The sequence below is a fragment of the Myroides sp. LJL119 genome, assembly GCF_054871605.1.
In genome coordinates this window covers 13,154-38,781 of the sequence record NZ_JBTXLO010000010.1, presented here as the reverse complement: position 1 = coordinate 38,781, position 25,628 = coordinate 13,154, and the positions used below count along the sequence as shown (strand labels likewise).

Annotated in this window: 17 protein-coding genes and 4 tRNA genes; 18 read left to right on the top strand and 3 right to left on the bottom strand. The window is 32.9% G+C overall.

Annotated elements, in window-relative coordinates; genetic code table 11:
* Nucleotides 1-15 precede the first annotated feature (15 nt).
* On the bottom strand, nucleotides 16-981 hold the full coding sequence (locus tag ACYSNV_RS10640) for a KpsF/GutQ family sugar-phosphate isomerase (RefSeq protein WP_461762544.1): 966 nt from the start codon (nucleotides 979-981) through the stop codon (nucleotides 16-18).
* Between the two features lie 89 nt (nucleotides 982-1,070).
* Between ACYSNV_RS10640 and ACYSNV_RS10635 the strand changes: the two genes are divergently transcribed.
* Nucleotides 1,071-3,266 carry a RecQ family ATP-dependent DNA helicase gene (locus tag ACYSNV_RS10635; protein WP_461762543.1) on the top strand — a complete coding sequence of 732 codons (2,196 nt, stop codon included), beginning with the start codon at nucleotides 1,071-1,073 and terminating at the stop codon, nucleotides 3,264-3,266.
* A 51-nt stretch (nucleotides 3,267-3,317) separates the two neighbouring features.
* Here the strand turns inward: ACYSNV_RS10635 and ACYSNV_RS10630 are convergent, their stop codons facing one another.
* Complete coding sequence (locus tag ACYSNV_RS10630; protein ID WP_461762542.1) at nucleotides 3,318-3,557, bottom strand: hypothetical protein; 240 nt, start codon at nucleotides 3,555-3,557, stop codon at nucleotides 3,318-3,320.
* Nucleotides 3,558-3,793: 236 nt separating this feature from the next.
* On the opposite strand from ACYSNV_RS10630, the gene idi reads away from it, so the two are divergent.
* The 10 genes from idi (at nucleotide 3,794) to ACYSNV_RS10580 (ending at nucleotide 9,351) form a co-directional block, all read left to right on the top strand.
* A complete protein-coding gene (gene idi / locus ACYSNV_RS10625) occupies nucleotides 3,794-4,321 on the top strand; it encodes an isopentenyl-diphosphate Delta-isomerase (protein WP_461762541.1) in 528 nt (175 codons plus the stop codon).
* Between the two features lie 3 nt (nucleotides 4,322-4,324).
* On the top strand, nucleotides 4,325-4,738 hold the full coding sequence (locus ACYSNV_RS10620) for a 6-pyruvoyl trahydropterin synthase family protein (protein WP_461762540.1): 414 nt from the start codon (nucleotides 4,325-4,327) through the stop codon (nucleotides 4,736-4,738).
* 102 nt (nucleotides 4,739-4,840) lie between these two features.
* Nucleotides 4,841-5,809: a type I phosphomannose isomerase catalytic subunit gene (locus ACYSNV_RS10615; RefSeq protein ID WP_461762539.1), complete on the top strand. Its 969-nt coding sequence runs from the start codon at nucleotides 4,841-4,843 to the stop codon at nucleotides 5,807-5,809.
* A 67-nt stretch (nucleotides 5,810-5,876) separates the two neighbouring features.
* Nucleotides 5,877-6,140 (top strand): hypothetical protein, encoded by a 264-nt coding sequence (locus ACYSNV_RS10610; RefSeq protein WP_461762538.1) that lies wholly within the window; start codon nucleotides 5,877-5,879, stop codon nucleotides 6,138-6,140.
* A gap of 81 nt (nucleotides 6,141-6,221) precedes the next feature.
* A tRNA-Thr gene (locus tag ACYSNV_RS10605) sits at nucleotides 6,222-6,295 on the top strand.
* Nucleotides 6,296-6,340: 45 nt separating this feature from the next.
* A tRNA-Thr gene (locus tag ACYSNV_RS10600) sits at nucleotides 6,341-6,414 on the top strand.
* 45 nt (nucleotides 6,415-6,459) lie between these two features.
* A tRNA-Thr gene (locus ACYSNV_RS10595) sits at nucleotides 6,460-6,533 on the top strand.
* Between the two features lie 45 nt (nucleotides 6,534-6,578).
* Nucleotides 6,579-6,652: transfer RNA gene (locus ACYSNV_RS10590), tRNA-Thr, on the top strand.
* Nucleotides 6,653-6,777: 125 nt separating this feature from the next.
* Nucleotides 6,778-8,256, top strand: a complete 1,479-nt coding sequence (cls, locus tag ACYSNV_RS10585) for a cardiolipin synthase (RefSeq protein WP_461762537.1) — start codon at nucleotides 6,778-6,780, stop codon at nucleotides 8,254-8,256.
* A 147-nt stretch (nucleotides 8,257-8,403) separates the two neighbouring features.
* Nucleotides 8,404-9,351: an alpha/beta hydrolase gene (locus ACYSNV_RS10580; protein WP_461762536.1), complete on the top strand. Its 948-nt coding sequence runs from the start codon at nucleotides 8,404-8,406 to the stop codon at nucleotides 9,349-9,351.
* A gap of 98 nt (nucleotides 9,352-9,449) precedes the next feature.
* Here ACYSNV_RS10580 and ACYSNV_RS10575 read toward each other — a convergent pair whose 3' ends face one another.
* Complete coding sequence (locus ACYSNV_RS10575) at nucleotides 9,450-11,852, bottom strand: TonB-dependent receptor (protein WP_461762535.1); 2,403 nt, start codon at nucleotides 11,850-11,852, stop codon at nucleotides 9,450-9,452.
* 166 nt (nucleotides 11,853-12,018) lie between these two features.
* Between ACYSNV_RS10575 and ACYSNV_RS10570 the strand changes: the two genes are divergently transcribed.
* The 7 genes from ACYSNV_RS10570 to ACYSNV_RS10540 all read left to right on the top strand — a co-directional run bounded on the left by ACYSNV_RS10570 (nucleotide 12,019) and on the right by ACYSNV_RS10540 (nucleotide 25,573).
* A complete protein-coding gene (locus ACYSNV_RS10570) occupies nucleotides 12,019-12,594 on the top strand; it encodes an LOG family protein (protein WP_461762534.1) in 576 nt (191 codons plus the stop codon).
* A 118-nt stretch (nucleotides 12,595-12,712) separates the two neighbouring features.
* The gene (locus ACYSNV_RS10565; RefSeq protein ID WP_461762533.1) at nucleotides 12,713-16,414 is read left to right on the top strand and encodes a helix-turn-helix domain-containing protein; all 3,702 of its coding nucleotides are present in this window, start codon (nucleotides 12,713-12,715) and stop codon (nucleotides 16,412-16,414) included.
* A gap of 175 nt (nucleotides 16,415-16,589) precedes the next feature.
* The gene (locus ACYSNV_RS10560; RefSeq protein ID WP_461762532.1) at nucleotides 16,590-19,664 is read left to right on the top strand and encodes a SusC/RagA family TonB-linked outer membrane protein; all 3,075 of its coding nucleotides are present in this window, start codon (nucleotides 16,590-16,592) and stop codon (nucleotides 19,662-19,664) included.
* A gap of 11 nt (nucleotides 19,665-19,675) precedes the next feature.
* Nucleotides 19,676-21,265 carry a RagB/SusD family nutrient uptake outer membrane protein gene (locus tag ACYSNV_RS10555; protein ID WP_461762531.1) on the top strand — a complete coding sequence of 530 codons (1,590 nt, stop codon included), beginning with the start codon at nucleotides 19,676-19,678 and terminating at the stop codon, nucleotides 21,263-21,265.
* Between the two features lie 54 nt (nucleotides 21,266-21,319).
* The gene (locus ACYSNV_RS10550; protein ID WP_461762530.1) at nucleotides 21,320-23,119 is read left to right on the top strand and encodes an alkaline phosphatase; all 1,800 of its coding nucleotides are present in this window, start codon (nucleotides 21,320-21,322) and stop codon (nucleotides 23,117-23,119) included.
* A gap of 3 nt (nucleotides 23,120-23,122) precedes the next feature.
* Entirely contained in the window at nucleotides 23,123-24,616 is a 1,494-nt protein-coding gene (locus tag ACYSNV_RS10545) for a calcineurin-like phosphoesterase C-terminal domain-containing protein (protein WP_461762529.1), read from the top strand.
* A gap of 216 nt (nucleotides 24,617-24,832) precedes the next feature.
* Entirely contained in the window at nucleotides 24,833-25,573 is a 741-nt protein-coding gene (locus ACYSNV_RS10540; protein ID WP_461762528.1) for an NYN domain-containing protein, read from the top strand.
* Nucleotides 25,574-25,628: the final 55 nt, after the last annotated feature.

Here is a 25,628-nt window from a genome sequence, read left to right as displayed (position 1 = left end):
TTTTGTTGTCATAATTTAAACAATTCCTTCTTTTAATATATCATGTAGGTGAATAATTCCAACATATTTACCGTGTTCAGTAACAAGTAATTGCGTGATGGAATTGTCCTCTAGTATTGATAAGGCTTGTGATACATGTTTGTTTGCGTCGATTGTTTTGGGTTCTTTAGTCATAATGTCACTTGCTTTAAACCCTTGTAATGTATCGTTGTTTTCTAACATTCGACGTAAGTCACCATCTGTAATAATTCCTGTTAATACCTGGTTGTCTACAACAGCAGTAACCCCAAGGCGTTTGGCAGAAATCTCTACAATAACATCTTTAATGTTGGCCTGGGATGAAACCTGAGGTTTGTTCTGACTTTTTAAAATGTCTTTAACTTTTAATAAAAGCTTTTTACCAAGAGCTCCTCCAGGGTGATACATCGCAAAATCTGCAGGGGTAAAGTTACGGATTTGAATTAAACATGCTGCAAGTGCATCCCCTAAAACTAATTGAGCTGTTGTACTATTCATTGGAGCTAGGTTATTTGGATCCGCCTCTAATTCTACTTTGGACAATAATACATAGTCGGACCCTTTAGCTAAAGACGAGTTTTCATTGGCTGTAATTGCTATCAGTTTGTTTCCTTGTCTGGTTAATAAGGGGGTTAAAACTTTAATTTCTGGGCTATTTCCACTATTGGATATACAGATTACGCAATCCTCAGGCTGTAAAATCCCTAAATCGCCATGTACCGCTTCAGCAGCATGCATATAAATGGCAGGAGTACCTGTAGAGTTAAAAGTAGCAACTATTTTCGCTCCTATAAGAGCACTTTTGCCTATTCCTGTTACAATTACCCTTCCTTTACAGTTTAATATTGTTTTTACTGCATCAGCAAAATCCTCAGTAAGGTAATTAATTAGATTTTTAACACTTTCGCTTTCAGATAATAATGTCTGTTTTGCCGTGTTTAATATAGTTGTTGTAGTATCCAAAATTAGTGTATGTTAAATATTAGGATTGAACTAAAGAAATTTTGTACCTTTAGGTACTGCAAATTTATGTAAAATACCATACAAAAATAATGAAATCAACTGAAATTGACTTGTACAAGGAGTTAAAGAGATATTTTGGCTTTTCTCAGTTCAAAGGACTTCAAGAGGATGTTGTCAAAAGCATTATAGCTGGAGATAATACCTTTGTGATTATGCCAACGGGTGGAGGAAAGTCTCTATGCTATCAATTACCTGCTTTAGTTTTGGAAGGTACTGCTATTGTTGTATCCCCTTTAATTGCCTTGATGAAGAATCAAGTAGATGCTATTCGTAGTTTATCGAGTGAACATGGAGTAGCGCATGTTTTAAATTCTTCTTTGACTAAATCTGAGATTAACCAGGTAAAGGAAGACATAAAAAACGGTGTTACTAAATTACTGTATGTAGCTCCAGAATCCTTAACTAAAGAGGAATATGTAAGCTTTTTACAAGGAGAAAAGTTGTCATTTGTTGCAATTGATGAGGCGCATTGCATCTCAGAGTGGGGACATGACTTTCGACCAGAATACAGAAATTTAAGAAATATTATCCGCCAACTTGGAGATATTCCTATTATTGGATTAACTGCCACAGCGACTCCTAAAGTGCAAGAGGATATACTGAAGAATTTAGAGATTCCAGATGCAAATGTGTTTAAAGCTTCTTTTAATAGACCTAATTTATTTTATGAAATTAGACCTAAAACAAAGAATGTAGAGACAGACATTATCCGTTTTATAAAACAGCGCTCAGGAAAAAGTGGCGTTATTTACTGTTTGAGTCGTAAAAAGGTTGAGGAGATTGCTCACGTTTTGCAAGTAAATGGAATTAGTGCTGTACCATATCATGCAGGTTTAGATGCTAAAACAAGAGCTAAGCATCAAGATATGTTTTTGATGGAAGAGGTTGATGTTGTTGTAGCTACAATTGCCTTTGGTATGGGTATAGATAAACCAGATGTACGTTATGTTATTCATCATGATATACCAAAATCACTAGAGAGTTATTATCAAGAGACAGGACGTGCTGGTAGAGACGGTGGTGAGGGGTATTGCTTGGCTTACTATGCATATAAAGATATAGAGAAATTAGAAAAATTCATGTCTGGTAAACCAATTGCTGAACAAGAGATTGGTTATGCTTTATTGCAAGAGGTTGTCGGGTATGCCGAAACTTCGATTTCACGTAGGAAATTTTTATTACATTATTTTGGAGAGTATTTCGATGAGGTAAATGGAGAAGGTGCAACCATGGATGATAATGTGCGTAACCCAAAAACCAAGATTGAAGCTAAAGATAATGCAATTAAAGTTTTGCAAGTAATCAGAGATACTAAACAAGTTTATAAAACAAAGCAAATAGTTTTTACTTTAATCGGGAAAGTTAATGCTCTTTTAAAAGCTAATAAAACCGATACGCAACCATATTTTGCAATAGGTAAAGATAAAGACGAGAAGTACTGGATGGCTTTGATACGACAAATGCTAGTAGCTGGTTTGTTAAATAAAGATATTGAAACCTATGGTATTTTAAAACTTACTCAAAAAGGTCTTGCCTATTTAGATGCACCAGAGTCTTTTATGATGACAGAGGATCATGTTTATTCAGATAATGAAAATGATTTAGATCTTTCTGTAAATAAATCTAGTGCTGTAGCCGATGAGGTTTTAATTAGGATACTCAAAGATTTACGTAAGAAAGTTGCCAAAAAATATGGCGTACCACCTTTTGTAGTTTTTCAAGATCCTTCTTTAGAAGAGATGGGACTTAAGTATCCTATTAATTTAGAGGAAATGGCCAATATTATTGGCGTAAGTGAAGGAAAGGCTAAGAAATACGGAAAAGAGTTTGTAGATGTTATAAATTCATATGTACAAGATAATGATATTATTCGTCCTGATGATTTGGTAGTAAAGTCTACCGGAGCAAATTCAGCCCTTAAATTATATATCATTCAAAGTGTAGATAGAAAACTTGCTCTAACCGATATTGCTAGTGCAAAGGGATTAGACATGGATGCTCTGATTAAAGAAATGGAGCAAATTGTTTACTCAGGTACGAAGTTAAATATTGATTATTGGTTGGACGAAATTTTAGATGAAGATAATCAAGAAGAAATTTATGACTACTTTATGGATTCAGAAACCGATAATATAAAGATAGCTATGGAGGAGTTCGATGGTGATTATGATACAGAAGAATTACGCTTAATGCGAATTCAATTTATAAGCAAGGAAGCAAATTAAAAAAGTAAAATCCCGTAATTAAATGATTACGGGATTTTTTTATGTCTTAACTTATTGTTGATATAATTCGCCGCGATGTGGTTTTAAAGTATCTCGTATCTCGCGCATTTGTTGATCATTCACTACCATATAGGCTATATGGTGAGTAGGGCTTAATTCTTGGGTTTCTATAATGGTAATTGGGAGTTTTTCTAAGATTGTATATTCACGTAAATGAATAACATGATGTTCTGCTGTTCTCTGGGCATTAGGACCTTGAAAATCCCAAATCAATTTAATTTGTCTTTCCATTTTACTCGATAGTTGATATTTATTAGCAAAAGTAGCTAAATATAAACCACAAAATACCTTTTTAATGGTTTAAACAAATATTGTTTTTTTATGAACTCGTTTATGTAGAGATTTCATAAAAAAAAATCACTTTGATTTTAATAATTCCATATTGTTGTATTTCTAGGTCTAGATAATAAGTTATTAGTGTAGCGATATCTTTTTTCGTATTTTTGAAAATGTTATTAAATTTAAGTATGAAAGAAGAATTAGTAATTTTAGTTAATGAGCAAGATCAGCAAATTGGGTTAATGGAAAAGATTCAGGCTCATAAGGAAGCTTTGTTACATCGTGCGTTTTCAGTTTTTGTTTTAAATGATAAGAATGAAATTATGTTGCAACAACGTGCTGCTCATAAATACCACTCTCCTTTGTTGTGGGCCAATACATGTTGCTCTCATCAAAGGCAAGGAGAAACAAATATCCAAGCTGGTAAGCGTAGAATGCGCGAGGAAATGGGATTTGATTTAGACTTAAAAGACGTATTTAATTTTATTTATAAGGCTCCTTTTGATAACGGATTAACCGAGCATGAATTAGATCACGTAATGATAGGTTATTCAAATCAAGATCCTATTATTAATCCAGAGGAGGTGGCAGATTGGAAATGGATGGGCATTGAAGATATAAAAAAGGATATTTCAGAAAATCCGCAGGTATACACAGAGTGGTTTAAAATTATTTTTTCTAAATTCTACCATTATATAGAAGCTCAAAAAAAATAGTATATGAAGTTAACTGTTAGTAGAAAGGCTCACTTTAATGCTGCACATAGACTCTTTAGAAAAGAGTGGAGTGATCAAAAAAATCAAGAAGTTTTCGGGAAATGTAATAATCCCAATTATCATGGTCATAATTATGATTTGATTGTCCATGTAACAGGGGAGATGGATCCATTAACTGGTTTTGTTATGGATTTAAAAATTTTGCGTGAGTTAATAAAAAACGAAGTAGAAGAGAATTTTGATCATAAAAACTTAAACTTAGATGTCCCGGAATTTAAAGAGTTAATTCCAACAGCGGAGAATATTGCTGTTGTTATCTGGAATAAACTTCGTCCTCATATTGCACAAGACAAAGATTTAGAAGTTGTTTTGTATGAGACACCAAGGAATTATGTGTCATTTAAAGGAGATTTTTAAAATATTATTTTCCTAAAGTAAAATTCGTAAATTTGTAGCTTATTTTAAAAACAAGCTAGGGAGGAAACCTACTTTACATATATTATACAGGAGATTTAGCATATGAGTTTTATTCAGTATCCTATAGTTTTTCAACCTATACTCAAGGAACGTATTTGGGGCGGGCAAAAGCTAGATACAATATTGGGAAAAGAGTTGCAATCGCAACAAGTTGGAGAAAGTTGGGAAATCTCTGGTGTGACTGGTGAAGTTAGTATTATTGCTAATGGACCATATAAAGACATGGACTTAGAGCAATTAATAGCTCTATATCCTAAAGAGATATTAGGGAAATATATTTATGACCGTTTTGGAGAGAAATTTCCTTTATTATTTAAATTTTTAGATGCAAAACAGGATCTATCTATACAATTACACCCCAATGATGATTTAGCCTTAAAAAGACATAATTCTTTGGGTAAAACCGAAATGTGGTACGTTATGCAGGCAGATCCAGGAGCTAGGGTAGTTGTGGATTTTAAAAAAGGGGTTACCCCTGAAGATTACTTAAAGCACCTCAATGAGAAGAGTTTAACTGAGATTCTCAACGAAATACCAGTAAAAAAAGGAGATGTTTTTTTTATCGAAACCGGTACTGTTCACGCCATTGGAAAGGGTGTGCTTTTGGCTGAGATTCAACAAACCTCCGATATCACTTATCGTGTTTATGATTGGGATCGTACCGATAAGGATGGTAAATCCCGTGAACTTCACGTAGATTTAGCCTTGGAGGCTATTAATTACCAAGAAAAACAAGTCGAAATTTCTTACCAAAAGATACCAGATACAGCCAATAGGGTAGTGCGTTGTCCTTATTTTGATGTTAACTTTATTCCTTTGCAGGATTATTATGAAATTCAAAAGAATAAGGATCGTTTTTATTTGTATATCTGTACTCAGGGTGAAGGAACAATGCAGCTAACAGATTTTCAATTTGATTTTAAAAAGGGAGATAGTATGTTAATACCTGCTAGTTGTACCGATATTGTTATCTACGGTAAAGCAGATTTATTAGAGATATTTGTTTCTTAAAAATTGTAGTATCTATAATATTAAAGTTGTAGATTTGCACGGATTATTAATTTAAATAAACATAATTATGGCAAGTGTTAAAAACCTTAAAAAAGATATTCACTATGTATTGGGAGATATCCTAGAGGCAATCTATATTCACGAAATGGCTACAACAGGAGCTACTTCTGAAACAATGGCTATTGAAGAGGCAACTCTAAGAGCATATGATGAATTGTTAGCTGAGGTGAATAAAAAGAATGTAGAGAATAAAAAGGCACATTTTAAAGGAATTTATTCTAATTTGGAAACTATTGCAGGTCAATTAGTTGACAAGATTAATGCTCTTTAGAGGTAAAAAAGATAAAAAAAACATACTTAAGGTCTTGCGAAATTCTAAAAGCGTGTTATCTTTGCACTCGCAAAATGAGTCGCCGGTGTAGCTCAGTTGGCTAGAGCAGCTGATTTGTAATCAGCAGGTCGTGGGTTCGAGTCCCTCCATCGGCTCAAAATTTTGAAAATTAAATATTGTCAAGGCGGACAATTAAAAACGCCGGTGTAGCTCAGTTGGCTAGAGCAGCTGATTTGTAATCAGCAGGTCGTGGGTTCGAGTCCCTCCATCGGCTCAGAATTTTGAAAATTAAATATTGTCAAGGCGGACAATTAAAAACGCCGGTGTAGCTCAGTTGGCTAGAGCAGCTGATTTGTAATCAGCAGGTCGTGGGTTCGAGTCCCTCCATCGGCTCAAAATTTTGAAAATTAAATATTGTCAAGGCGGACAATTAAAAACGCCGGTGTAGCTCAGTTGGCTAGAGCAGCTGATTTGTAATCAGCAGGTCGTGGGTTCGAGTCCCTCCATCGGCTCTTTATAAGCCTCTCTTTTTTAAGGGAGGCTTATTTTTTTTTAATTGTGTTTGTTTAAATATAATTTATAAAGTATTTGTAACTTTAAGGAGCTATTCTTATAACAAAAAAAACAGTTACAACTTATGTTTATTGCTACACAATATGATTGGTTTATTTATGTTGAAGTAGTTTACTTTATACTTGCTGTTGGTGTCTCGATTAGAATTATCTATGATACGGATTCAATCTCCAAGACCTTAGCCTATTTATTATTAGTTTTTTTTGTACCTATTTTGGGAATGGTTTTTTACTTTTCCTTTGGGGTAAATTACCGCAGGCGTAAAATATATTCAAAAAAATTACTTGTTAATGATGACTATAGTGAACGGTTATCTTTTAAGCTAGATCAAAATACTCAAAGTAATCCTGAACAGGTAAATCCAAGTCTTAAGGAAAATGAATCATTTATAAAACTTTTATCAAGTAAAGTATTAGGTGAGAACCCAGTTTTGTTAAACAATCAGGTAAAGTTATTAGAAAATGGAGAAGTGTTTTTTGAAGATTTAATCAAAGATTTAAAGCGTGCAAAAAACCATATTCATTTGGAGTACTACATCTATGACAATAGCCAAATCGGTGAGCAAATTGCAGATATTTTAATAGAGCGAAAAAAAGCAGGAGTAGAGGTTAGATTTATTTACGATGATTTTGGAAGTAGAAGTATACGCAAGAATATTGTGAAACGATTAAAAGCTAACGGTGTGGAGGTTTATCCCTTTAACAAAGTTGTTTTAATAGCTTTAGCCAACAGACTTAATTATCGTAATCACCGCAAAATTGTGGTGATAGATGGAGAGATTGGTTATACTGGGGGAATTAACATTTCTGATCGCTATGATAATCGTAACAAGGCTGAGAACGATTTTTTTTGGCGGGATACACATCTTCGTATTCACGGTACTGGGGTGTACTCTTTACAATATGTTTTTCTAGCGGATTGGAACTTTTGTTCTAAACAAAGTATTACTTTTAATAAAAACTACTTTCCCACCATTACAGTGCTGTCCAAAAAACAGCTTCCTATACAGATTGTTTCCTCCGGTCCGGATTCCGATGTACCTAGTATATTATATGGTGTTTTAAAGGCCATTCAAATGGCAGAAAAAGAAGTGTTGATTACCACACCATATTATATTCCTGATGAATCGTTACAACTTGCTATTAAAATGGCTACTTTAAGTGGGAAAAAAGTAAAGATGATTTTACCAGGTATTACCGATTCTTTGATTGTCAAGTGGGCATCTGAATCTTATTTTCAGGAGTTATTAGAGAATGGCGTTGAGATTTACTTGTATAAAAAAGGTTTTATACATGCCAAAACCATTGTTACAGACCAGGGAATTAGTTCAATAGGAACCTGTAATTTAGATCATCGTAGTTTTGATTTAAATTTCGAGATCAATGCCTTTATCTATGATCAAGATTTTGCTCAGAAAATGAGAGATATGTTTTATTTAGATACTAAAGATTCTTTGAAATTGGATTTGCAAAGATGGAATAAGCGATCAAAGTGGCAGCGTTTAAAAAATAGCTTTATTCGATTATTATCTCCTTTGTTATAAGTTTATATATAAAAAACTTTATAACTAAGGTAAAGCTTAACAAAACAATGTAAATTTGTTTTTGATTGTAAACCGGAAAATAATTGTTTAACTTAATATAAGTTAGTAGGAGTGAAAAAAATCACTATTACTTAAATTTAGTCCTTTATGAATTTACACTTTATCTTTAAAGATTATATCACCCATCAACACCCCATGCCCAATGATTATCAGGGCAAGGTTGTGACAACTATAATAGAATCACGTGAGAATCAAAAGTCAAATAAGGCTAGTGTTTTGTACATTCATGGATTTAATGATTACTTTTTTCAGTTTCATGTTATGAAATACTTTATTAAACATGGGATTAATTTCTATGCCATTGATTTGCGTAAATGTGGTCGTTCTTTATTGAATAATCAGTCGGCAAATTATTGCAAGAATTTAAGGGAATATTTTCCGGATATAGATTATGGAATTAATTTAATTTTGGAGCAATTTCCTGAGACAAAGTTATTTGTTTTGGGGCATAGCACAGGTGGATTATTAGCTACTTATTATGCTAAGTTTGGATTACACCGTCCAAAGATAGCTGGACTAATTCTTAATTCTCCATTTTTTGAGTTTAATCTACCTTTTTACATCAAGCCGTTTATAGAATCTATGGCTAGAAAAAGATTTAGTAAAGATCCTTTTGGTTATATGCAGGGATTACCCAGTCTTTACGGAGAATCTTTGCATAAGCAATACAACGGAGAATGGAGTTATAATTTACAATATAAGCCAATTATTCCTTTTGGTAATTATTATGCCTGGATATTAGCGGTATTAAAAGCACAGTATGTTATACAAGAAAAACCGGATTTGGGGAGTTTGCCTATATTGATTTTGCATAGCTCTCAAAGTGGAAATCCTCGGAAGTTAACAAAAGAAACATCATCTAGCGATGTGGTTTTACAGGTTAAAGATATGATTAAAATTGGAGCTAAATTAGGTGAAAATGTAAGTTTTTTCAGTGTGGATCAAGGACTTCATGACGTTTTTCTATCGCAAAAATTCGCTCGTGATAAAGCATTGGCTAAATGTGTTGAGTTTATTTATAATTCGCAAAAATAGTGACATAGCAAACTCCTTTAAAAAAAAAGGGTCATTTACAAAACTTTGTAAACGACCCAATCTTATTGATTGAAAAAAAGTATTAAGTAATCAGTTTATTAAAACAAACCACCTCCTGAGGATTGCTGTTGTGAAGCGTTTTCCCTAGCTTTTCTTTGCATCGCTCTGGCTTTTCCGGCTCCAAAACTGTAGTTTACACCAATGTACACCGAGCGTGAATTCCAAGTAAACTCACCTTGGCTAGCAAAAGGATATTGTGAGGTATAACCATATTTCATCGTGTTAAACATATCATTGAATCTGGCGCTAATACTAAGTTTGTTATCTAGTAAAGAATAACGTGCTCCAAAATCAATTTTATACATTTCTTTCGACTTACTTGTTAACTCGTCTAATGGACTTCTGTAGAAACCAAATAGGTTTAAGCGCAGAGCTTTAGTTACTTTAAAGTTTGCATTTAATCGTGCGTTAAATGAATTTGCATCTACACTTCTTTGAATGTATTGAAATTCTCCCGTTGTTGGGTTTAAATAAGACACAAAACCTTTTTGTTTTATACTTGAATAATCCACCGCAGGTTGGATATCTAACCAAGAGTTTAATTTTAAGTTTGCTGAAATCTCGAAACCATATGCGTTATTAGAATCAAAGTTATCATAGGTCATTAAAAGAGCATTTGGATTTTCGTTATCTGGGTCATCTATAATAATTTGATTTATCACATCGTTTATTCTTCTGTAATAAATCCCGGCAGTTAATGAACCTTTACCACCAAGAATACGCGTATAATTTAATTCAACAGAATTGGTGAATTGTGGCTTTAATTCAGGGTTTCCCTTTGATGTTAAAGTAGGAGTTGCAAACTGACGTGTTGGACGTGTTTGCCACACACCTGGGCGATCAACTCTTCTACTGTAACTTAGTTGTAACATATCATTATCGGAAAAGTCATACCCCACAAAGGCAGAAGGATATAGATTGACATAATTGTCCGAGAAATCTTTTTGTCCATTTAACTTTGAGTCTACTTTATAACTTTCTATACGAGCTCCAACTTGGTAACTAAGTTTATTATATTTTTGCCCAAAAGTAGCGTATGCAGAGTAAATATCGTAGTTGTAATCATAATCTATCACCTTTTGATCTTCTGGAATCATGGGATTTTCAAGGTTATTTGAGTAGTTTTGAGTTCTTGATATTTTAGCCTCAGCTCCTAATTCTAATTTAGACTTTTCATCTATGGGATTAACATAATCCAAGTTTAAAGTTGTTAAATTTCCTTTATTTAAAGAGGAGTCTTTATAAGAGTATGAATCAGATACATCAAACTCATTGAAATAAGATCCATTAGCTTGGTTCTTACTATCGTTATAGTTAGCTTCAAAGTCTAAATTATGCCCATTGTCATTAAAAAGATGTTTATAGGCTAAATTATAGGAGCTATTTCTATTTTTACCATCATATTTACTTTTTTGATATATGTTTTCAAAATTTCCATCCAGGTAAAGATTTTCTGTATACACATCCACAGGTCCATCCGACTGACTTTGATTGGTATAAAAAGAGATGGTGTTTTTGTCATTTATAGAGTAATCTAAACCTACTTTGTATAAAAAGTTTCCTGATTTACTACGTACATCTACATTTTGGATAGAATTTTGATCAAATCTAATAATCTCTCCACCGTTGCTTGATTTTCCATCTGTATTACTTGCATTGGCAAAAAAGTTTAATTTATTTTTTCTTAAATTCATGTCAATCGAGTTGGTATTGGAGGCATACTTATGTAAGGTAACTCCAGTATTTAACGTAGCGTTAAATCCATCGTTTGATTTTTTGTGAAGAACAATATTAATAATACCACTCATTCCCTCTGGGTTATATTTTGCACTTGGATTTGTGATTAGCTCAATACTTTTAATTGAGGAAGAGGGGATTTGTTTTAAAACTTGATCGGAAGATAGATTCGTTGGTTTGCCATCTATTAAAACTCTAACATTAGCATTACCTCTTAAAGATAAGTTACCGTCTTGGTCTACATTTACCGATGGAATGTTATTCATTATTTCTGAAGCGGTAGCTCCAACACTAGCAAGGTCTCTTCCCACATGAATCACCTTACGGTCTATTTTTTGCTCCATGGTAGATTGTTCAGCGATTATCTCAACACCATCTAAAGTCACAGAATCGGACTCTAGATTTATAACACCTAGATCAACTACTCTTTGGGTAGGATTTACCTCCAAATCTAAAGTTTTGTAGCCAATAAATTGAAACTGTAAAGTTTGTTTTTTGTTAGGTATTGTTAGTTCAAAGAAACCATTGTCGTTAGTGATAACACCAGTAACAACTTGGTCTTGATCCATTAAAGCAACCGTAACATATGGAATACCTTGATTTAGGTCTTGGTCAAATACAACTCCTTTAACAAGTGTTGTATTTTGGGCTAGTGAACTAGAAATAGTTACTATTGAAAATATTATAATTAATAAAAGTCTCATAATCTGATTTTTTAAAGATTTATTTAGATAGGCCTTACTTAAATAGTCTGTTAATCTCAAGAAATGTTACAGTATTACAGTGTTTTTTTTTACATAAAAAATTAATTATTAAAATAATTACTTGTATATTAGATTGTTAAGTAACGTCTAATTTTTTTAAAAAAATATGAAATATACAGTGTTTTGTGGCTCTTCCTCGGGTAGTAGAGCTTGTTTTAAAAGTGAAGCTTTTCATTTGGGAACAGTTTTAGCAGCTCGAAATATTCAGGTTGTTTTTGGAGGTTGTAAAGTTGGATTAATGGGGGCTGTGGCAGATGGTGCACTATCTAGAAATGGTATTGTTATTGGTGTTTTTCCCGATTTTTTAAAAGACAAGGAAGTATTGCACCAAGGGATAAGTGAATTAATTTTAGTGGAAAGTATGTACCAAAGAAAAGCACTAATGTTTGACCTATCTCAAGGTTTTATTGCCTTACCAGGTGGGCTTGGCACCTTGGAAGAGCTTTTTGAAGCTCTTACCTTTAGTCAGCTTAATTTGCATCAAAAACCAATTGGACTTCTTAACTTGGAAGGTTTCTTTGACCCCTTGCTAACCATGGTCGAGCAAATGTCAAATCAAGGATTTTTAGATGAAAAAGTAAAAGATTTATTTGTAGTTGCTCAAAATGTTAATGAACTACTTGATAAGATGGCCAGTTATACTTATAAGGGATCCGTAAATTGGGTACAAATGCCAGTTTAGGTTTTAAATAACGTACGCTTATTATTTACACACTACTAATTTAAAGATAATATTGAGTTCATATGCGGGTGATTTAACTAAAGTAACTTGCTAGACTTTAAATTCTTTAAAACACGTGGTGCGAATACTTATTTTTTTTATTTTATTTTGGAATGTTCTTAGTGGACAAAACTTTTATTTCCAAACAATTACCACCTCTGATGGACTCTCTAATAATTCTATAAATAGTTTATATGCTCACCACAATGGTGAAATATGGATTGGAACTTGGGATGGACTGAATATCTATGATGGTACAAAAATTCAGGTTTTTAAAAACGCAGTTATGGATTCAACTTCTTTGGCTGGTAATAATGTTATGCAAATATTACAGGACAAGGATAGAAACACGTGGATTTTAAACGATTCCAAGTACATAAGTAGATATAATGGAGATGGGACGTTTAAAAACTACCTCTTTACTGGCTATCCTTTAAAAATGGAGTTAGATACGCAAGAGAATTTAGTGGTTTTTCTAGAGGATAATACCCAGTACCAATTCCATGAAAATAATTTTAAAAATCAAGCGTATTCTACACATAATGTAGCCCCCTTTGCAAAGGAGTCTGCTTTAAAATTAAAAATTAGACAACTTTGGAGTCAGATGTATCCCAAAGAGCAATTAAATGCAATTTTACCTTTAAAAGAACATCAGTTTTTATTAGGAACTAAAGATAACGGGCTTTTTCATGTAGAGTTGGAATCCGACAGGCTAGTTATTAAAAATAATTATAAATCCGATTCTCCTTTTGGATCCTACTTGACTAGTAATGAAATAGTAGATTTAATTAAAGATGAGTCGGGTGAAATTTGGATTGGTTTTAAAGATGGGGGAATAGCACGAATTTTAAGCACAGATCAAGGTATTTCTATTATAAACTCAACGCATAATACCTTGCCAAAACAAGCCGTTCGAGCAATAAGTAAAGACTCTGATGAAAATATTTATTTAGGCTATTACACCCAGGGATTATATGTGGGTAGCACAAAAGACAATGTGTTTACCCAGTTTAATATTACCCGGGCTAAACAAGATCCTGATTGGTTACGTATCCGAAGTATATTTGTGGATTCCAACCATAGAGTTTGGGTTGGTAGTTATGCTGGTATAATGAGAATTGATAAAGACAAAGTATCTTATTTTACACAAGAAAACCAGCAATGGTTATATCAAAATAGGATTTACAGCTTTGCAAAAGATCAAAATATATTATGGATAGCAGGCTGGGGTGGTTTAAGTAAGTTTAATTTATCTACTGATCAGTTTGAACCGGTTTCACAGGCCTTAGAACTTAGTAAATATCAATTTCGTAAGATTTTTGTTAAAGATGATTTATTGCTATTAGCAACTCAAAGACATGGGATGGTTATTTATAATGCTAAAACAGGTGAGATAAAGGAAGTAAATCAAGATAGTGGATTAATAGGTAATAGCTTATTTGATATCTATTACGATCCGGTATATAAACAGTATTGGATTGCCTCATTAGGAGGTATAAGTATCTTAAACGACCAATTTATTAATGTTCTAGATTTAACAGAAAAACAAGGATTACCGAGTCATTTAGTTTATAGTCTAAATCAAAATGATGGCAAAATTTGGGTTAGTACCACAAAGGGAATTGCCAATATTGATATGAGTAGTAAGACTGTTTTAAGTTATAATAATTTAGCACCCTGGCAGGGATTAGAATTTTCCGAAGGAGCTTATTTTAAAGATTCAAACAATACACTATTGTATGGTGGCACTCAAGGAATAAATGTATTGGAACCTAGTAAATTAACTAGTGGGTTGGATAATTATAGCTTTAAACTTTGGATAGATAACTTGCCAGTTCAGGTCAATCAAGATATTATAAGGCCTTACAAACAAAATAGTTTAACCATGGAGTTGTATCCAAGGGGATTTAGTAATTACGCAAGCACACAATTTGAATATCGTATAGTAGGACTTTTTAATAATTGGAGAAATTTAAATCAACAAGTACAATACCTTGATAATTTATCCCCTGGAGTTTATACCATTGAGATTCGCGATATTTCATCTGATAATAAAACTATAGTTTATCGTAAAAATTTTTCTGTTTTAGCTCCATTTTACCAAAAAAGCAGTTTTGTGGTGGTTGTAGGTGCTTTACTTCTTGTTATGCTATATTTTTGGTTTAGGCGCAAGGAATATACTCAGCAAAAAAAACAAAAGATTCTACAACAAAAAATAAGGGAACGTACCTTGGAGATTGCCCGACAAAAGCAAGATTTACAAAGGCAAAATAATGTATTAAATGATTTAAATATTCAAATTACTGATCAACAAAAAAAATTGTTGATTTTACATAGTAATTTGAAGAATCAAGATATTGAAATGGATAATTTTAAAGCATTTTTATTATCTAAATTAAAAACTCCTATCATTCATTTATTGAGTTTAATAGAAAAAGAGGTTGATAAGAAAACGCTGAAAAGTCAGGCCTCGACAATTTATAACCTAATTAAAGAATGGGATCATTTACAACAGATTAAACAACTTGACTCACATAAACCTATGGTTTTAAATGTTAAGGAGTTTATTGAGGAATTAATTAAGCAAATTGCAAACCAGACCAATAAACAAGAGCAAGTATTGGTAATGGAAAACAACTTATCAACTATATGGATAGAAATCGATGTACTTCGTTTAAAAATGTTACTTACCTATATAATTTATGAATCCTTGAAATATTTTCAAAGTGGTGATAAATTAAAAATACAAGTGTTTAAAGATCAAAATAGTTTGTGTTTTAATATAAAATCAAATTCTGCTTTTTTGAAACAACATTGGAATCAAAATAGTGAATATAGTCCTTATTACAGAGCTATTAAAACTTTATGCGAAGACTTACATGGCGATATGATTTTCAGACAAAATAAAGAGTTTGACCTGGAAATAAGAATCAATAATATTCAGATTGTAGATCCAGGTAAACAATCAGCTGTTAATTGGGATATTCTTTTAGAGGATATTAAAATATTACCTAAAGATAAGATTAATATTTTAGTTTTTAGTTCAAGTAATAACCAACTTGTGGTAAAACAAATTATGGAGAAGTATGCACAATGTAATTTGGTTTTTGCCCATCAGGTTAGTCAAGGTATTAATTACTTAGAAAACTATGCTTTTCAGGGGGTATTAATATATGATTTGGATTTAAATTATATTTTACAAAGTTTTTTACTACAAGGTAAAAAATTTTTACAAAAGAAGTTGATTCCTGTATTTTATCTATGCCAACAAGTTGATTATATTTTAGAAGAGCAATTGTATAGTCTAGGGGTAAGCCAAATCTTACATCTACCATTATCTGAGAAGTTATTTAAGTCTAAAGTTATTCAGCCTTTAGAAATGGTTAAAAATAACGCTTTGACAAAACAAAGTATTGCCTTGGAGTATAATCCGCAGAAGCTGCATGTTTCGTATGATCAAAAGTTATTACAACAAGCTATAAAACTGATCCATAGTAAATATAGTCAACCTGATTTTAATATTGAGCAGTTAGCTAAAGAACTAGAGATATCAAAAATAAAGTGTTATCGTTTATTTAAAGAATATTTAGATCAAGCTCCTATGGATGTTTTAATTGAAATGCGAATGAAACATGCTGAGTTTTTATTAAACCAAAGTAAAGATTTAACAATCTCGGAGATTAGCTTTGAATGTGGCTATAATGATCCAAAATATTTTAGTAAAACATTCAAGAAATTTTTTGGACAGTCACCAAGTACTTACGCAAAAGAGTTACTGTAACTATTTTGCTATAGGTTTATCTAGAAGTTAAGAGAATGTTTCTGAATAAAAAGTACACTATTTTGCTATGCAAGGCACCAGTATTTGAAACAAAAATCAACTTTTATGATGGATTATTCCCCCTGAAATATTGGTATTGCTTCTATTTTCGCTATGAAATTTTAGAACAATAACAATGAAAAAATTTTTACTTTATTGGGTACTAACCCTAGGTTGCATATTTACCGTTAATGCACAAGTTACTATTAAAGGGAAAGTAATAGCCGTGGAAGACCAAACCCCGATTTCATTTGCTACTATTATAGCAAATGAAAATTATGACACATGGACTACAACGGATATCGATGGAAATTTTACTATAGAGTTACAAAAGACAAGTGGAACTCTAGCTGTTGAATATATTGGTTATACAATGACTACCATTGACTATAACGGAAGTCAAACTCTAACAATTCAAATGGTAAGCGAGCAAAACCTATTAGATGAACTTGTATTAATTGGTTATGGTACCTCCAAGAAAAAAGATGTTACCACATCTATTGCAACCCTAGAGGATGTTGATCAAATAACTTCTAGACCTGTATCTAATTTGAACGATTTTTTGCAAGGCCAAGTTGCTGGTGTAACCGTATTAAGCCAAGGAGGTGATCCTGCAGAATCCAGTAAGGTGATTATAAGGGGGACTGGCTCTTTAGCAAACGAACAGCCATTAACCGTAGTGGATGGTGTACCATATTATGGTCCGGCAATCAATCCAAATGAAATTGCTTCGATTTCTATATTAAAGGATGCCGCTGCCGCTGCCATATATGGTGCTCAAGCTGCCTCGGGAGTAATTGTTATTACAACTAAAAAAGGAATTGTAGGTGAGCCCAGAGTTTCTTTAAATATGTATAGTGGCGTTTCCAAGGCAACTAATTTACCAACTCCATTAGATGCAAGTGGTCAATCTTGGGCTTATAATACCGCCGCAGATAATGCTGGAGCTCCCAGGCAATCTGCGCATGATCCTTTGGTAAATCCTTGGGGCGCGGTAACACGCACAAATTGGATGGATGAAATTTTTAGAACAGCGGCTACACATAATTTAGATGCAAGTATTTCTGGAGCAACAGATAAAACAAATTACTTTACATCTTTTGGGTATAATAAAAAAGAGGGAACTTTAGTTGGAACTTTCTCAGAACGATATAGTTTTCGGGTAAAATCAGATTATAAAATGTCTGAAAAAATAAGTATCGGGCAAAATGTATATTACTCCAATACCGATGCGCAAGGAACCAATACAACTAGTTCTTACTCTGGAAGTATTATCAATGCACTTTATATGCCTTCTGCAGCCTCTGTATATGATTCTAATGGAGCTTTTTCTGGAGTAGTGCCACATGATCTTGCTGGCTTTGCAGGGGCTTATGGGGATGTTTACAATCCAGTGGCTCTATTATTGAGGCCGACTCAAAGTAATCCAACTAATTTTTTAATGGCTAATGTTTATTTGGACTATAGGATTCTTGAGGGACTTAGTTTTCGATCTTCATATAGTTATGATTTTACAAATAACCGGTTTAAAAAATTTACACCAAAGGCTCCCGAATTAGGTAGAACAAATCTTAATAATTATCTATTAGAGAGTAGTTATGATAAAAAGCACTGGATTTGGGATAACCAAATAACATATCATAGGACTTTTAATAAGCACGATTTAAATCTTACGGCTATTTATTCTGCTCAAAAAACCAATTATAATTATATCTCCCAACAAGGAGAAGGGTTTAGTAGCGAACAAGCATTTAATCAATTTATGGGCAATGCATCTATTATTCGTAAACCTACAACGCAGGTTTGGCAAGAAGCATTAAACTCGATTTTAGCTCGTGTAATGTATAGTTATGATGATAAGTATTTTATGTCGGCTAGTTTACGTCAAGATAAAACATCGCGTCTAGCTCACAATAATCAGTCCGAGATTTTTCCATCCGCTTCCTTGGGTTGGAGAATATCGCAAGAAAATTTCTTTAACCTTGAACAAATTACGGAATTAAAACTAAGAGGTTCTTGGGGACAAATCGGTAACGTTAACTCTGTTGGTTATTATTCTTTTGATGTGCCTCTTAGTACAACTGATGTTATTTTAGGAGAAGATGGAACTTTAAGCGGTAAGGGAACTTATGTAAATAGACAATCTAATGCTGATTTGAAATGGGAGACTTCTGAGTCGTGGAATATAGGGATAGATGCTGGATTTTTCAATGGAAGATTAAATCTAGTAGCTGATTATTTTAATAAAAGAACTAAGGGGATGATTCTACCGGGGCTTGAGGATGCGCATCATGGAACTCTAGCGGCTGATGTAAATGGGGGAGAAGTGTTAAATAAGGGACTAGAATTATCTTTAAGTTATTATGGGAATATTGGAGAAAAAGGATTTGAATATAAGTTATATGGTTCAACAAGCTTTTTATCTAACTCGTTGACAAATTTAGATGGATATAATAAAAGTGGAATTGATTACATAGCTCATGGAGATAACGTTAGAAGTACCTTGACTCCTTACCGATCTGTAGTGGGACGTGCTTTATATTCAACTTATTTGGTACCTTATTTAGGAATTTTTCAAAATCAGGATCAAATAAACGCGCATACCAATGCAAATGGGCAATTAATTCAACCCAACGCAAAACCAGGAGATTTTATTTTTGCTGATTCAAATGGAGACGGGAAAATTGATAATGCAGATAAGGTGTTTATGGATGCTTATGTTCCTAAAGTAACCTATAGCTTTGGTGTAAATGCGGAGTATAAAAACTTTGATTTAAATTTATTTTTTCAGGGTGTGGCAGATATTAAGGTGTTTAACGGTTATAAGTTTACAGCCTATAACGCATCCCAGCAAGGATATAATCTAGATAATAGAGTTTTAGATGCCTGGACCCCGACTAATACTAATACAAACATTCCAAGGTTATCTACAAAAGATGATAACCAAAACTTCGGTACAGCCTCAAGTTGGTATTTAGAAGACGCTTCTTATTTGCGATTAAAAAATATAACAATAGGTTACACTCTACCTGAATCGGTAATTAACCGTCTGACAAAAGGGGCTTCACTTAGATTTTTTGTTTCCGCAGAGAACTTATTCACAATTACTGGTTATAAAGGGATAGATCCAGAGGTTGGTGGCATTGGTTTGGATGTAGCAAAATACCCAGTATCTAGAACTATTTCAGCAGGATTATTACTTAATTTTTAATGTTTCTTATAATGAAAAAGCAACAAATTTTTAAAAATATAGCTCTTTTAAGCATAAGCTTATCTCTAACATTTGCTGCGTGTAGCTCAGATTTCACGCAGTTAGATCCTCAAGGGAGTCCTTCTTATGAGAATTTCTGGAAGACACCGCAAGATGCCATTGAGGCCTCCAATAGTTTATATCAATTAATGGATGAAAATGAATTATTTGGTCGCGGTTTCTTTTGGTTCATAAATGCCTCAGATGATATGGTCACAGGCCGATTAAATGCAACGGCAGATAATATTAAAAATTTTAATATGACTGGAGATGAAAGTTATGTTAATAATATTTACCACGACTGTTATAAGGTTATTAGAAGAGCAAATGACATTATCTTAAATGTTCCTCAGATGGATTTATCGCAAAGTTTAAAAGATAGAATTCTTGGAGAAGCTTACTTTATGCGTGGTTTCCACTATTTTTGGTTAGCTCACACTTATGGAGATAATGGTCAAAATGGAGGAGTGCCTATAGTTACCCAAGAAAATATGAGTGAACCAGCCGGAAGTTTTTCTAGACCTAAAAGTGTGATTGATAACTATAAACACATTATAGAAGACTTAACAAAAGCATCTGAGTTGTTACCTTTATTTACCCAGTATACAGGTGAGGATTTCGGGCGAGCACATAAGGATGCTGCTTTGGCTTATATCGCGAAAACTAATTTATACTGGGCACAGTATGATAGTAGTAGATATCAACAGGTGATAATCTATAGTGATGCAGTGACCAATTCTGGTTCGGGTCGAGCCTTGATCAATACAGGGAATCCAAAGCAGGATTTTCGTTTATTACATAGTAGTGAGAATAACTGGACACAGGAATATATTTGGTCAGTCAACTCTGGAGTAGAAGGTGGAAGCATCTTGCCAGGATGTTTTTTAGAGAATAAAGGATGGGGAAGTTATAATGGTTGGGGCTATTTTACTCCAACTCAAGATTTATATGAATCCTACGAAAAGGGAGATGCCCGTTTAGGTATTACTTTATTGGTTTTTGGTGATGAGTTTACTTATTTCGGTCAGAATAAACGTTATCAATCTGAAAATTCCTTATCTGGGTTGCAGTTCAATAAATACATGTATGAGTACTCTTTTGAAAATGCATTGGGAAATTATATTAATATGAATGGCGATAAGCCTACAACTAAATATAACGTTCCCCTTATGCGATATGCTGAGGTGTTATTAATGAAAGCTGAAGCACAAATTATGTTAGGTCAAAATGCTGATCAAGCCTTGAATCAAATTAGACAAAGAGCAGGACTAGCTCCAAAATCAGGAGTAACCCTTGTTGATTTAAAACAAGAGAGGCGCTCTGAGCTTGCAGGAGAATTTGCAAATAGACATTTTGATTTAGTTAGATGGGGAGACGCTAAGCAGGTTTATAGTAAGCCTTTATACGGTAGAATACATCAAGATAGGTCTAATCCAGATTCTCCTTTTAGCATTCAAGAAATTTGGAAAGCAAGAAATTTTGATGACTCTTTTATGCATGTTTGGCCAATTCCCAATAAAGCAGTACAATCCTCTGGTATTAGTCAAAATATAGGATGGTAAAACTTGTTAAAACATAAAAAATAAAACTTAGAATTTAAAAAATTTAAATACGAAATGAAAAAGGTAATACTTTCTGTGGCTCTGATCTGTAATTTGTGGGGATTTGCTCAAAATAAACAATCACTATTGTTGCATTCTCATAATGATTATAAACAAGAAATCCCTTTTTTTAATGCCTATACAAATGGACTAAGATCCATAGAGATAGACTTAATAGATATTGATAATAATCTTTATGTAGCCCATGAGATGGAAACAATTGATTATTCGCGTACCCTAGAGAAGTTATATCTAGAACCTTTAAAACAAGTAGCTGATTTAAATTTGGGTCAAATCACGGATTTACAGTTTTTGATAGACATTAAAAATAGTCCCGAAAACACAATGGATCTATTAGTTGAAAAACTTAAAAAATATGAGGATATACTTATAGATTATAATATAAAATTTGTCATTTCAGGTAAAAAACCAGATTTAAAGTATTTTTTACAAACTCCAAACTACATTTTTATCGATTATCAAAGTTTGGATTTAATTAAAGATCCTTTAATTTGGAGTAAAGTAGCAATGGTGAGTTTAAATTTCTCGGATTTTAGTGTATGGAATGGTAAAGGTAGATTGGTGGAGAAGGAAAAGGAAAAGATTCAACAAATAGTGAAAAAAGTACATCAAAGCGGAAAGCCAATTCGTTTTTGGGGAACTCCAGATGGGAAAACAGCTTGGAAAGCTTTTTATGATTTAGAAATTGATATTATTAATACAGATAATCCATTTCAAATAAAAACATATTTTGATAACCTGTCCGCTTACTTGTATCCTGAAAGTAGCATAAGAAGTGAAATTTATAAACCTAGTTTTAAAAGCGACAATAAAAAAACAAAGATAAATAATGTTATACTTCTTATAGGCGATGGCAATGGATTGACTCAAATTTCCGCAGCAGCTCTAGCAAATAATGGTGATTTAAGTCTATTACAATTAAAGAATATGGGACTTATAAAAACACAAGCTGCTGATGATTTTACAACAGATTCAGCCGCCGCCGCAACAGCTCTATCCACCGGAGAGAAAACCTATAATCGTTCCATTGGGATGTCTCAAAATAGAGAGCCTCTACAAAATATAGCCCAATACTTGCATATGCATGATTTTAGTACAGGTGTAATATCTACCGATGAGGTTGTGGGTGCTACTCCTTCTGCTTTTTTTGCACATCAATTCGATAGAGATCATAGTGATTTAATTGCTAAGGATTTAGTGAATAGTAATCTTAATTTATTTATTGCAGGAGGATCTAAGTATTTTTCAGACTTAAATATTCAAGAAAATTTCACCCTTTTGGATAGTGTTCAACAGGTAGGTAAAAGTAATCATGATAAAGTCGGGGTATTTTTAGCCCCAGGCGGGGTAGATGGAGTAATTCAAGGTAGAGATGATATTTTAGCCAGAGCTACAAAGGAATCGATTGCTTTTTTTACCAAAAAGAAAAAACCATTTTTTTTAATGATAGAAGCCGCAAAGATAGATTCCTATGGACATAGTAATAATACCTCTGGTATTGTTACAGAAGGGATAGACTTTGATAAAGCAATAAGCCAAGCCTTGGAGTTTGCCGATAAAGACGGACATACTCTGGTAATAATTACAGCCGATCATGAAACAGGTGGATTTGCCATACCTCAAGGGAACATGAAAAAAGGAATGATAGAAGGTGATTTTATTTCCAATGATCATACAGGTGTGATGGTTCCTATATTTGCATATGGACCACATTCTTCGGAATTTCAAGGAGTTTATGAAAACTCAGAAGTTTATGGTAAAATACTAAAGGTCTTAAATTTAAAAAACAAATAAACGATGAGGTTTTATTGTATTGTTATATTTCTGTTTTTTAGCAGTTTTTGTTTAGCTCAAAATTCCATTAGCGGGATAGTCTATCTTGACTTAAATGATAATAACCAATGGGATCAAGGTGAACCTGGGATCAAGGATGTGGTAATTAGTAATGGGCAAGATATAACAACAACTAATGACTTTGGTGAATATAAAATACAGACAATTCCCGATGCAACGGTTTTTCTTATTCAGCCTAAGGGAATGTCTACAAAACTGGGAGATTATAATATTTCCCAGTTTTATATCGATTATAATAAAGTGAATACGATTGAAAAGTATGACTTTGCATTAAAAAAATCAAAACAAGATACTTACCAAATAGCTCTTTTAGGAGATATGCAAGTTGATGTGTCGGATGATATAGATCATATAGAAAAATTAGTTGTTAGTGAATTATTCGAAAATAAACCAGATCTGATTTTTCCCTTAGGAGATATTAGTTTTGATAATTTAAATATTTTTAGTTCAGTAGCGCAAAGCTTAGCTTTAATACAAAAACCGGTATATTATGTAATAGGTAACCATGATTTAGATTTTAATCGACCAGTGTATCAAAGGGATTATAGTTTTCGCAATGTATTTGGACCTTCTTATTATGCATTGGAATATGGGCAAGAGTTATTTATTGTACTTAATAATATTCTTCCAACAGATGAAAATAAATACAAAGGATCCTTAGATTTAAGACAAAAAAAATTTCTGAAAAATATTTTAAATCATTATTCGGACAAAAATAAAGCGCTTCGAATTATCATGCATATTCCATTGGAGTACATGGATGATAAAAAGGAGATTTTGACCCTTGTTGATTCTTATACAGAGGTGATGTTAATCAGTGGACATACCCATACACAATACCATCGTTATTATCCAAGAGAAAATAAAAAAGCGGTTCATCAATTAGTAGGTGGAGCTTTATGTGGATCTTGGTGGCAAGGTCCACATGATCTAGAAGGTATACCCTTGGGGTTAATGTATGATGGAACACCAAAAGGGTATTGGTATTTAAATAAAAATGCATCTGAACAAACCTTTTTGTCTTATAAGGTTTCGGGGCTTAGTGAAAAACAGCAAATGCATATTTGGGTTCCTTCTGTTAAACAATGGGATACGTTGAAAAATCAGTTAAATGAGCCTTACATTTATGCAAATGTATTTGCTGGTGATCAATTTACGCAAGTGCAGATAACTCTGGATGGAGAAAATTGGTGGGAAATGGAGAGGTTCTTAGGAGTAGATCCTTTTTATAGAGAATTATCCTTATTGCAACAAACCGGTAGATATGAAAGTTTAAAATCTGCACCTATAAGTAAAGCGCAAGTAAATAGTGAACATCTTTGGCGATTTCAAATTCCTCAGGATTTACCTAAGGGCAAGTATATAATACAAGTTAGAGCTAAAAACGCCAAAGTTGGGATTGATCACCAAAGTTTTAAGATTTATAATCACATATAGTTTTATTATTTTTCCTTAAAAAATATATTATTTCAAGTGTTGTAAAACAAAGCTAATCTTCTCCTAAGGATTAGCTTTTGTTGTTTTTGAACTGTATTAAACAATCGGTAAAAATGAATGAACGACGCACAACCCTCAAAAATTCTTTTTTTTGAAAATTAAATGATTTAATATAGGCTATTTTTGTATTTTAGGTTGATTATAAAAATACCCAATATGGATAAGCAAAACAATATAGCTATTTTAGTTGATGGAGATAATGCTCAGGCAAAACTTCTAACCAATATACTGGAGGAGGTTTCTAAGTATGGTAAAGTAACTATTCGTAGGATTTATGGAGACTGGACTACACCACAGATGAATAGTTGGAAAGAGTTATTAAATGATTTGTCTTTTTCACCAATTCAAAAATTCAATTACACTACGGGAAAAAACTCAACCGATAGTTCTTTAATTATTGATGCTATGGACATTTTGCATGATAAAATGGTCGATGGTTTTTGTATAGTTTCAAGTGATAGTGATTACACAGGTCTAGCAAAGAGGATTCGTGAAGAAGGTATTTTTGTGATGGGGGTAGGTGAGAAAAAGACACCCAATGCATTTGTGCAATCCTGTGAGATATTCACCTATTGTGAAACACTAATGCCTAAGATTAAAATTAAGGATAAAGTTAGTCCAAATAGAAAGTCGGCTCAAGTGGAAGAAGACGATAATAAATTACTAACAAAAAAAGAGTATAATTTGGTAGATAAAGCTTTCCAAATGTCTGTTGATGAAGAAGTAGAGGCTTATATTTCTACAGTGGGGGGGAACCTTCGAAAATTAAATCCCAGTTTTGATGCGAGGGATTATGGATTTAAAAATCTTACAGAGCTTTTTAAACATTTGAAAACTTACGAGGTAATCAATAACAATGTGAAAGGATTAAATCATCCTCTGGTAAAAAAAGTGTAATTTACATATTATAGAAAGTCTAACCATCTAGGTTAGACTTTTTTTTGAAAGTTTT

Bases quoted from the DNA above. Each gene is read 5' to 3' on its own strand.
- ACYSNV_RS10540 (WP_461762528.1), top strand. From the start codon at position 24,833: ATGGATAAGCAAAACAATATAGCTATTTTAGTTGATGGAGATAATGCT.
- cls (WP_461762537.1), top strand. From the start codon at position 6,778: ATGTTTATTGCTACACAATATGATTGGTTTATTTATGTTGAAGTAGTT.
- ACYSNV_RS10545 (WP_461762529.1), top strand. From the start codon at position 23,123: ATGAGGTTTTATTGTATTGTTATATTTCTGTTTTTTAGCAGTTTTTGT.
- ACYSNV_RS10560 (WP_461762532.1), top strand. From the start codon at position 16,590: ATGAAAAAATTTTTACTTTATTGGGTACTAACCCTAGGTTGCATATTT.
- ACYSNV_RS10555 (WP_461762531.1), top strand. From the start codon at position 19,676: ATGAAAAAGCAACAAATTTTTAAAAATATAGCTCTTTTAAGCATAAGC.
- ACYSNV_RS10615 (WP_461762539.1), top strand. From the start codon at position 4,841: ATGAGTTTTATTCAGTATCCTATAGTTTTTCAACCTATACTCAAGGAA.
- ACYSNV_RS10630 (WP_461762542.1), bottom strand. From the start codon at position 3,557: ATGGAAAGACAAATTAAATTGATTTGGGATTTTCAAGGTCCTAATGCC.
- ACYSNV_RS10550 (WP_461762530.1), top strand. From the start codon at position 21,320: ATGAAAAAGGTAATACTTTCTGTGGCTCTGATCTGTAATTTGTGGGGA.
- ACYSNV_RS10570 (WP_461762534.1), top strand. From the start codon at position 12,019: ATGAAATATACAGTGTTTTGTGGCTCTTCCTCGGGTAGTAGAGCTTGT.
- idi (WP_461762541.1), top strand. From the start codon at position 3,794: ATGAAAGAAGAATTAGTAATTTTAGTTAATGAGCAAGATCAGCAAATT.
- ACYSNV_RS10635 (WP_461762543.1), top strand. From the start codon at position 1,071: ATGAAATCAACTGAAATTGACTTGTACAAGGAGTTAAAGAGATATTTT.
- ACYSNV_RS10575 (WP_461762535.1), bottom strand. From the start codon at position 11,852: ATGAGACTTTTATTAATTATAATATTTTCAATAGTAACTATTTCTAGT.
- ACYSNV_RS10620 (WP_461762540.1), top strand. From the start codon at position 4,325: ATGAAGTTAACTGTTAGTAGAAAGGCTCACTTTAATGCTGCACATAGA.
- ACYSNV_RS10580 (WP_461762536.1), top strand. From the start codon at position 8,404: ATGAATTTACACTTTATCTTTAAAGATTATATCACCCATCAACACCCC.
- ACYSNV_RS10610 (WP_461762538.1), top strand. From the start codon at position 5,877: ATGGCAAGTGTTAAAAACCTTAAAAAAGATATTCACTATGTATTGGGA.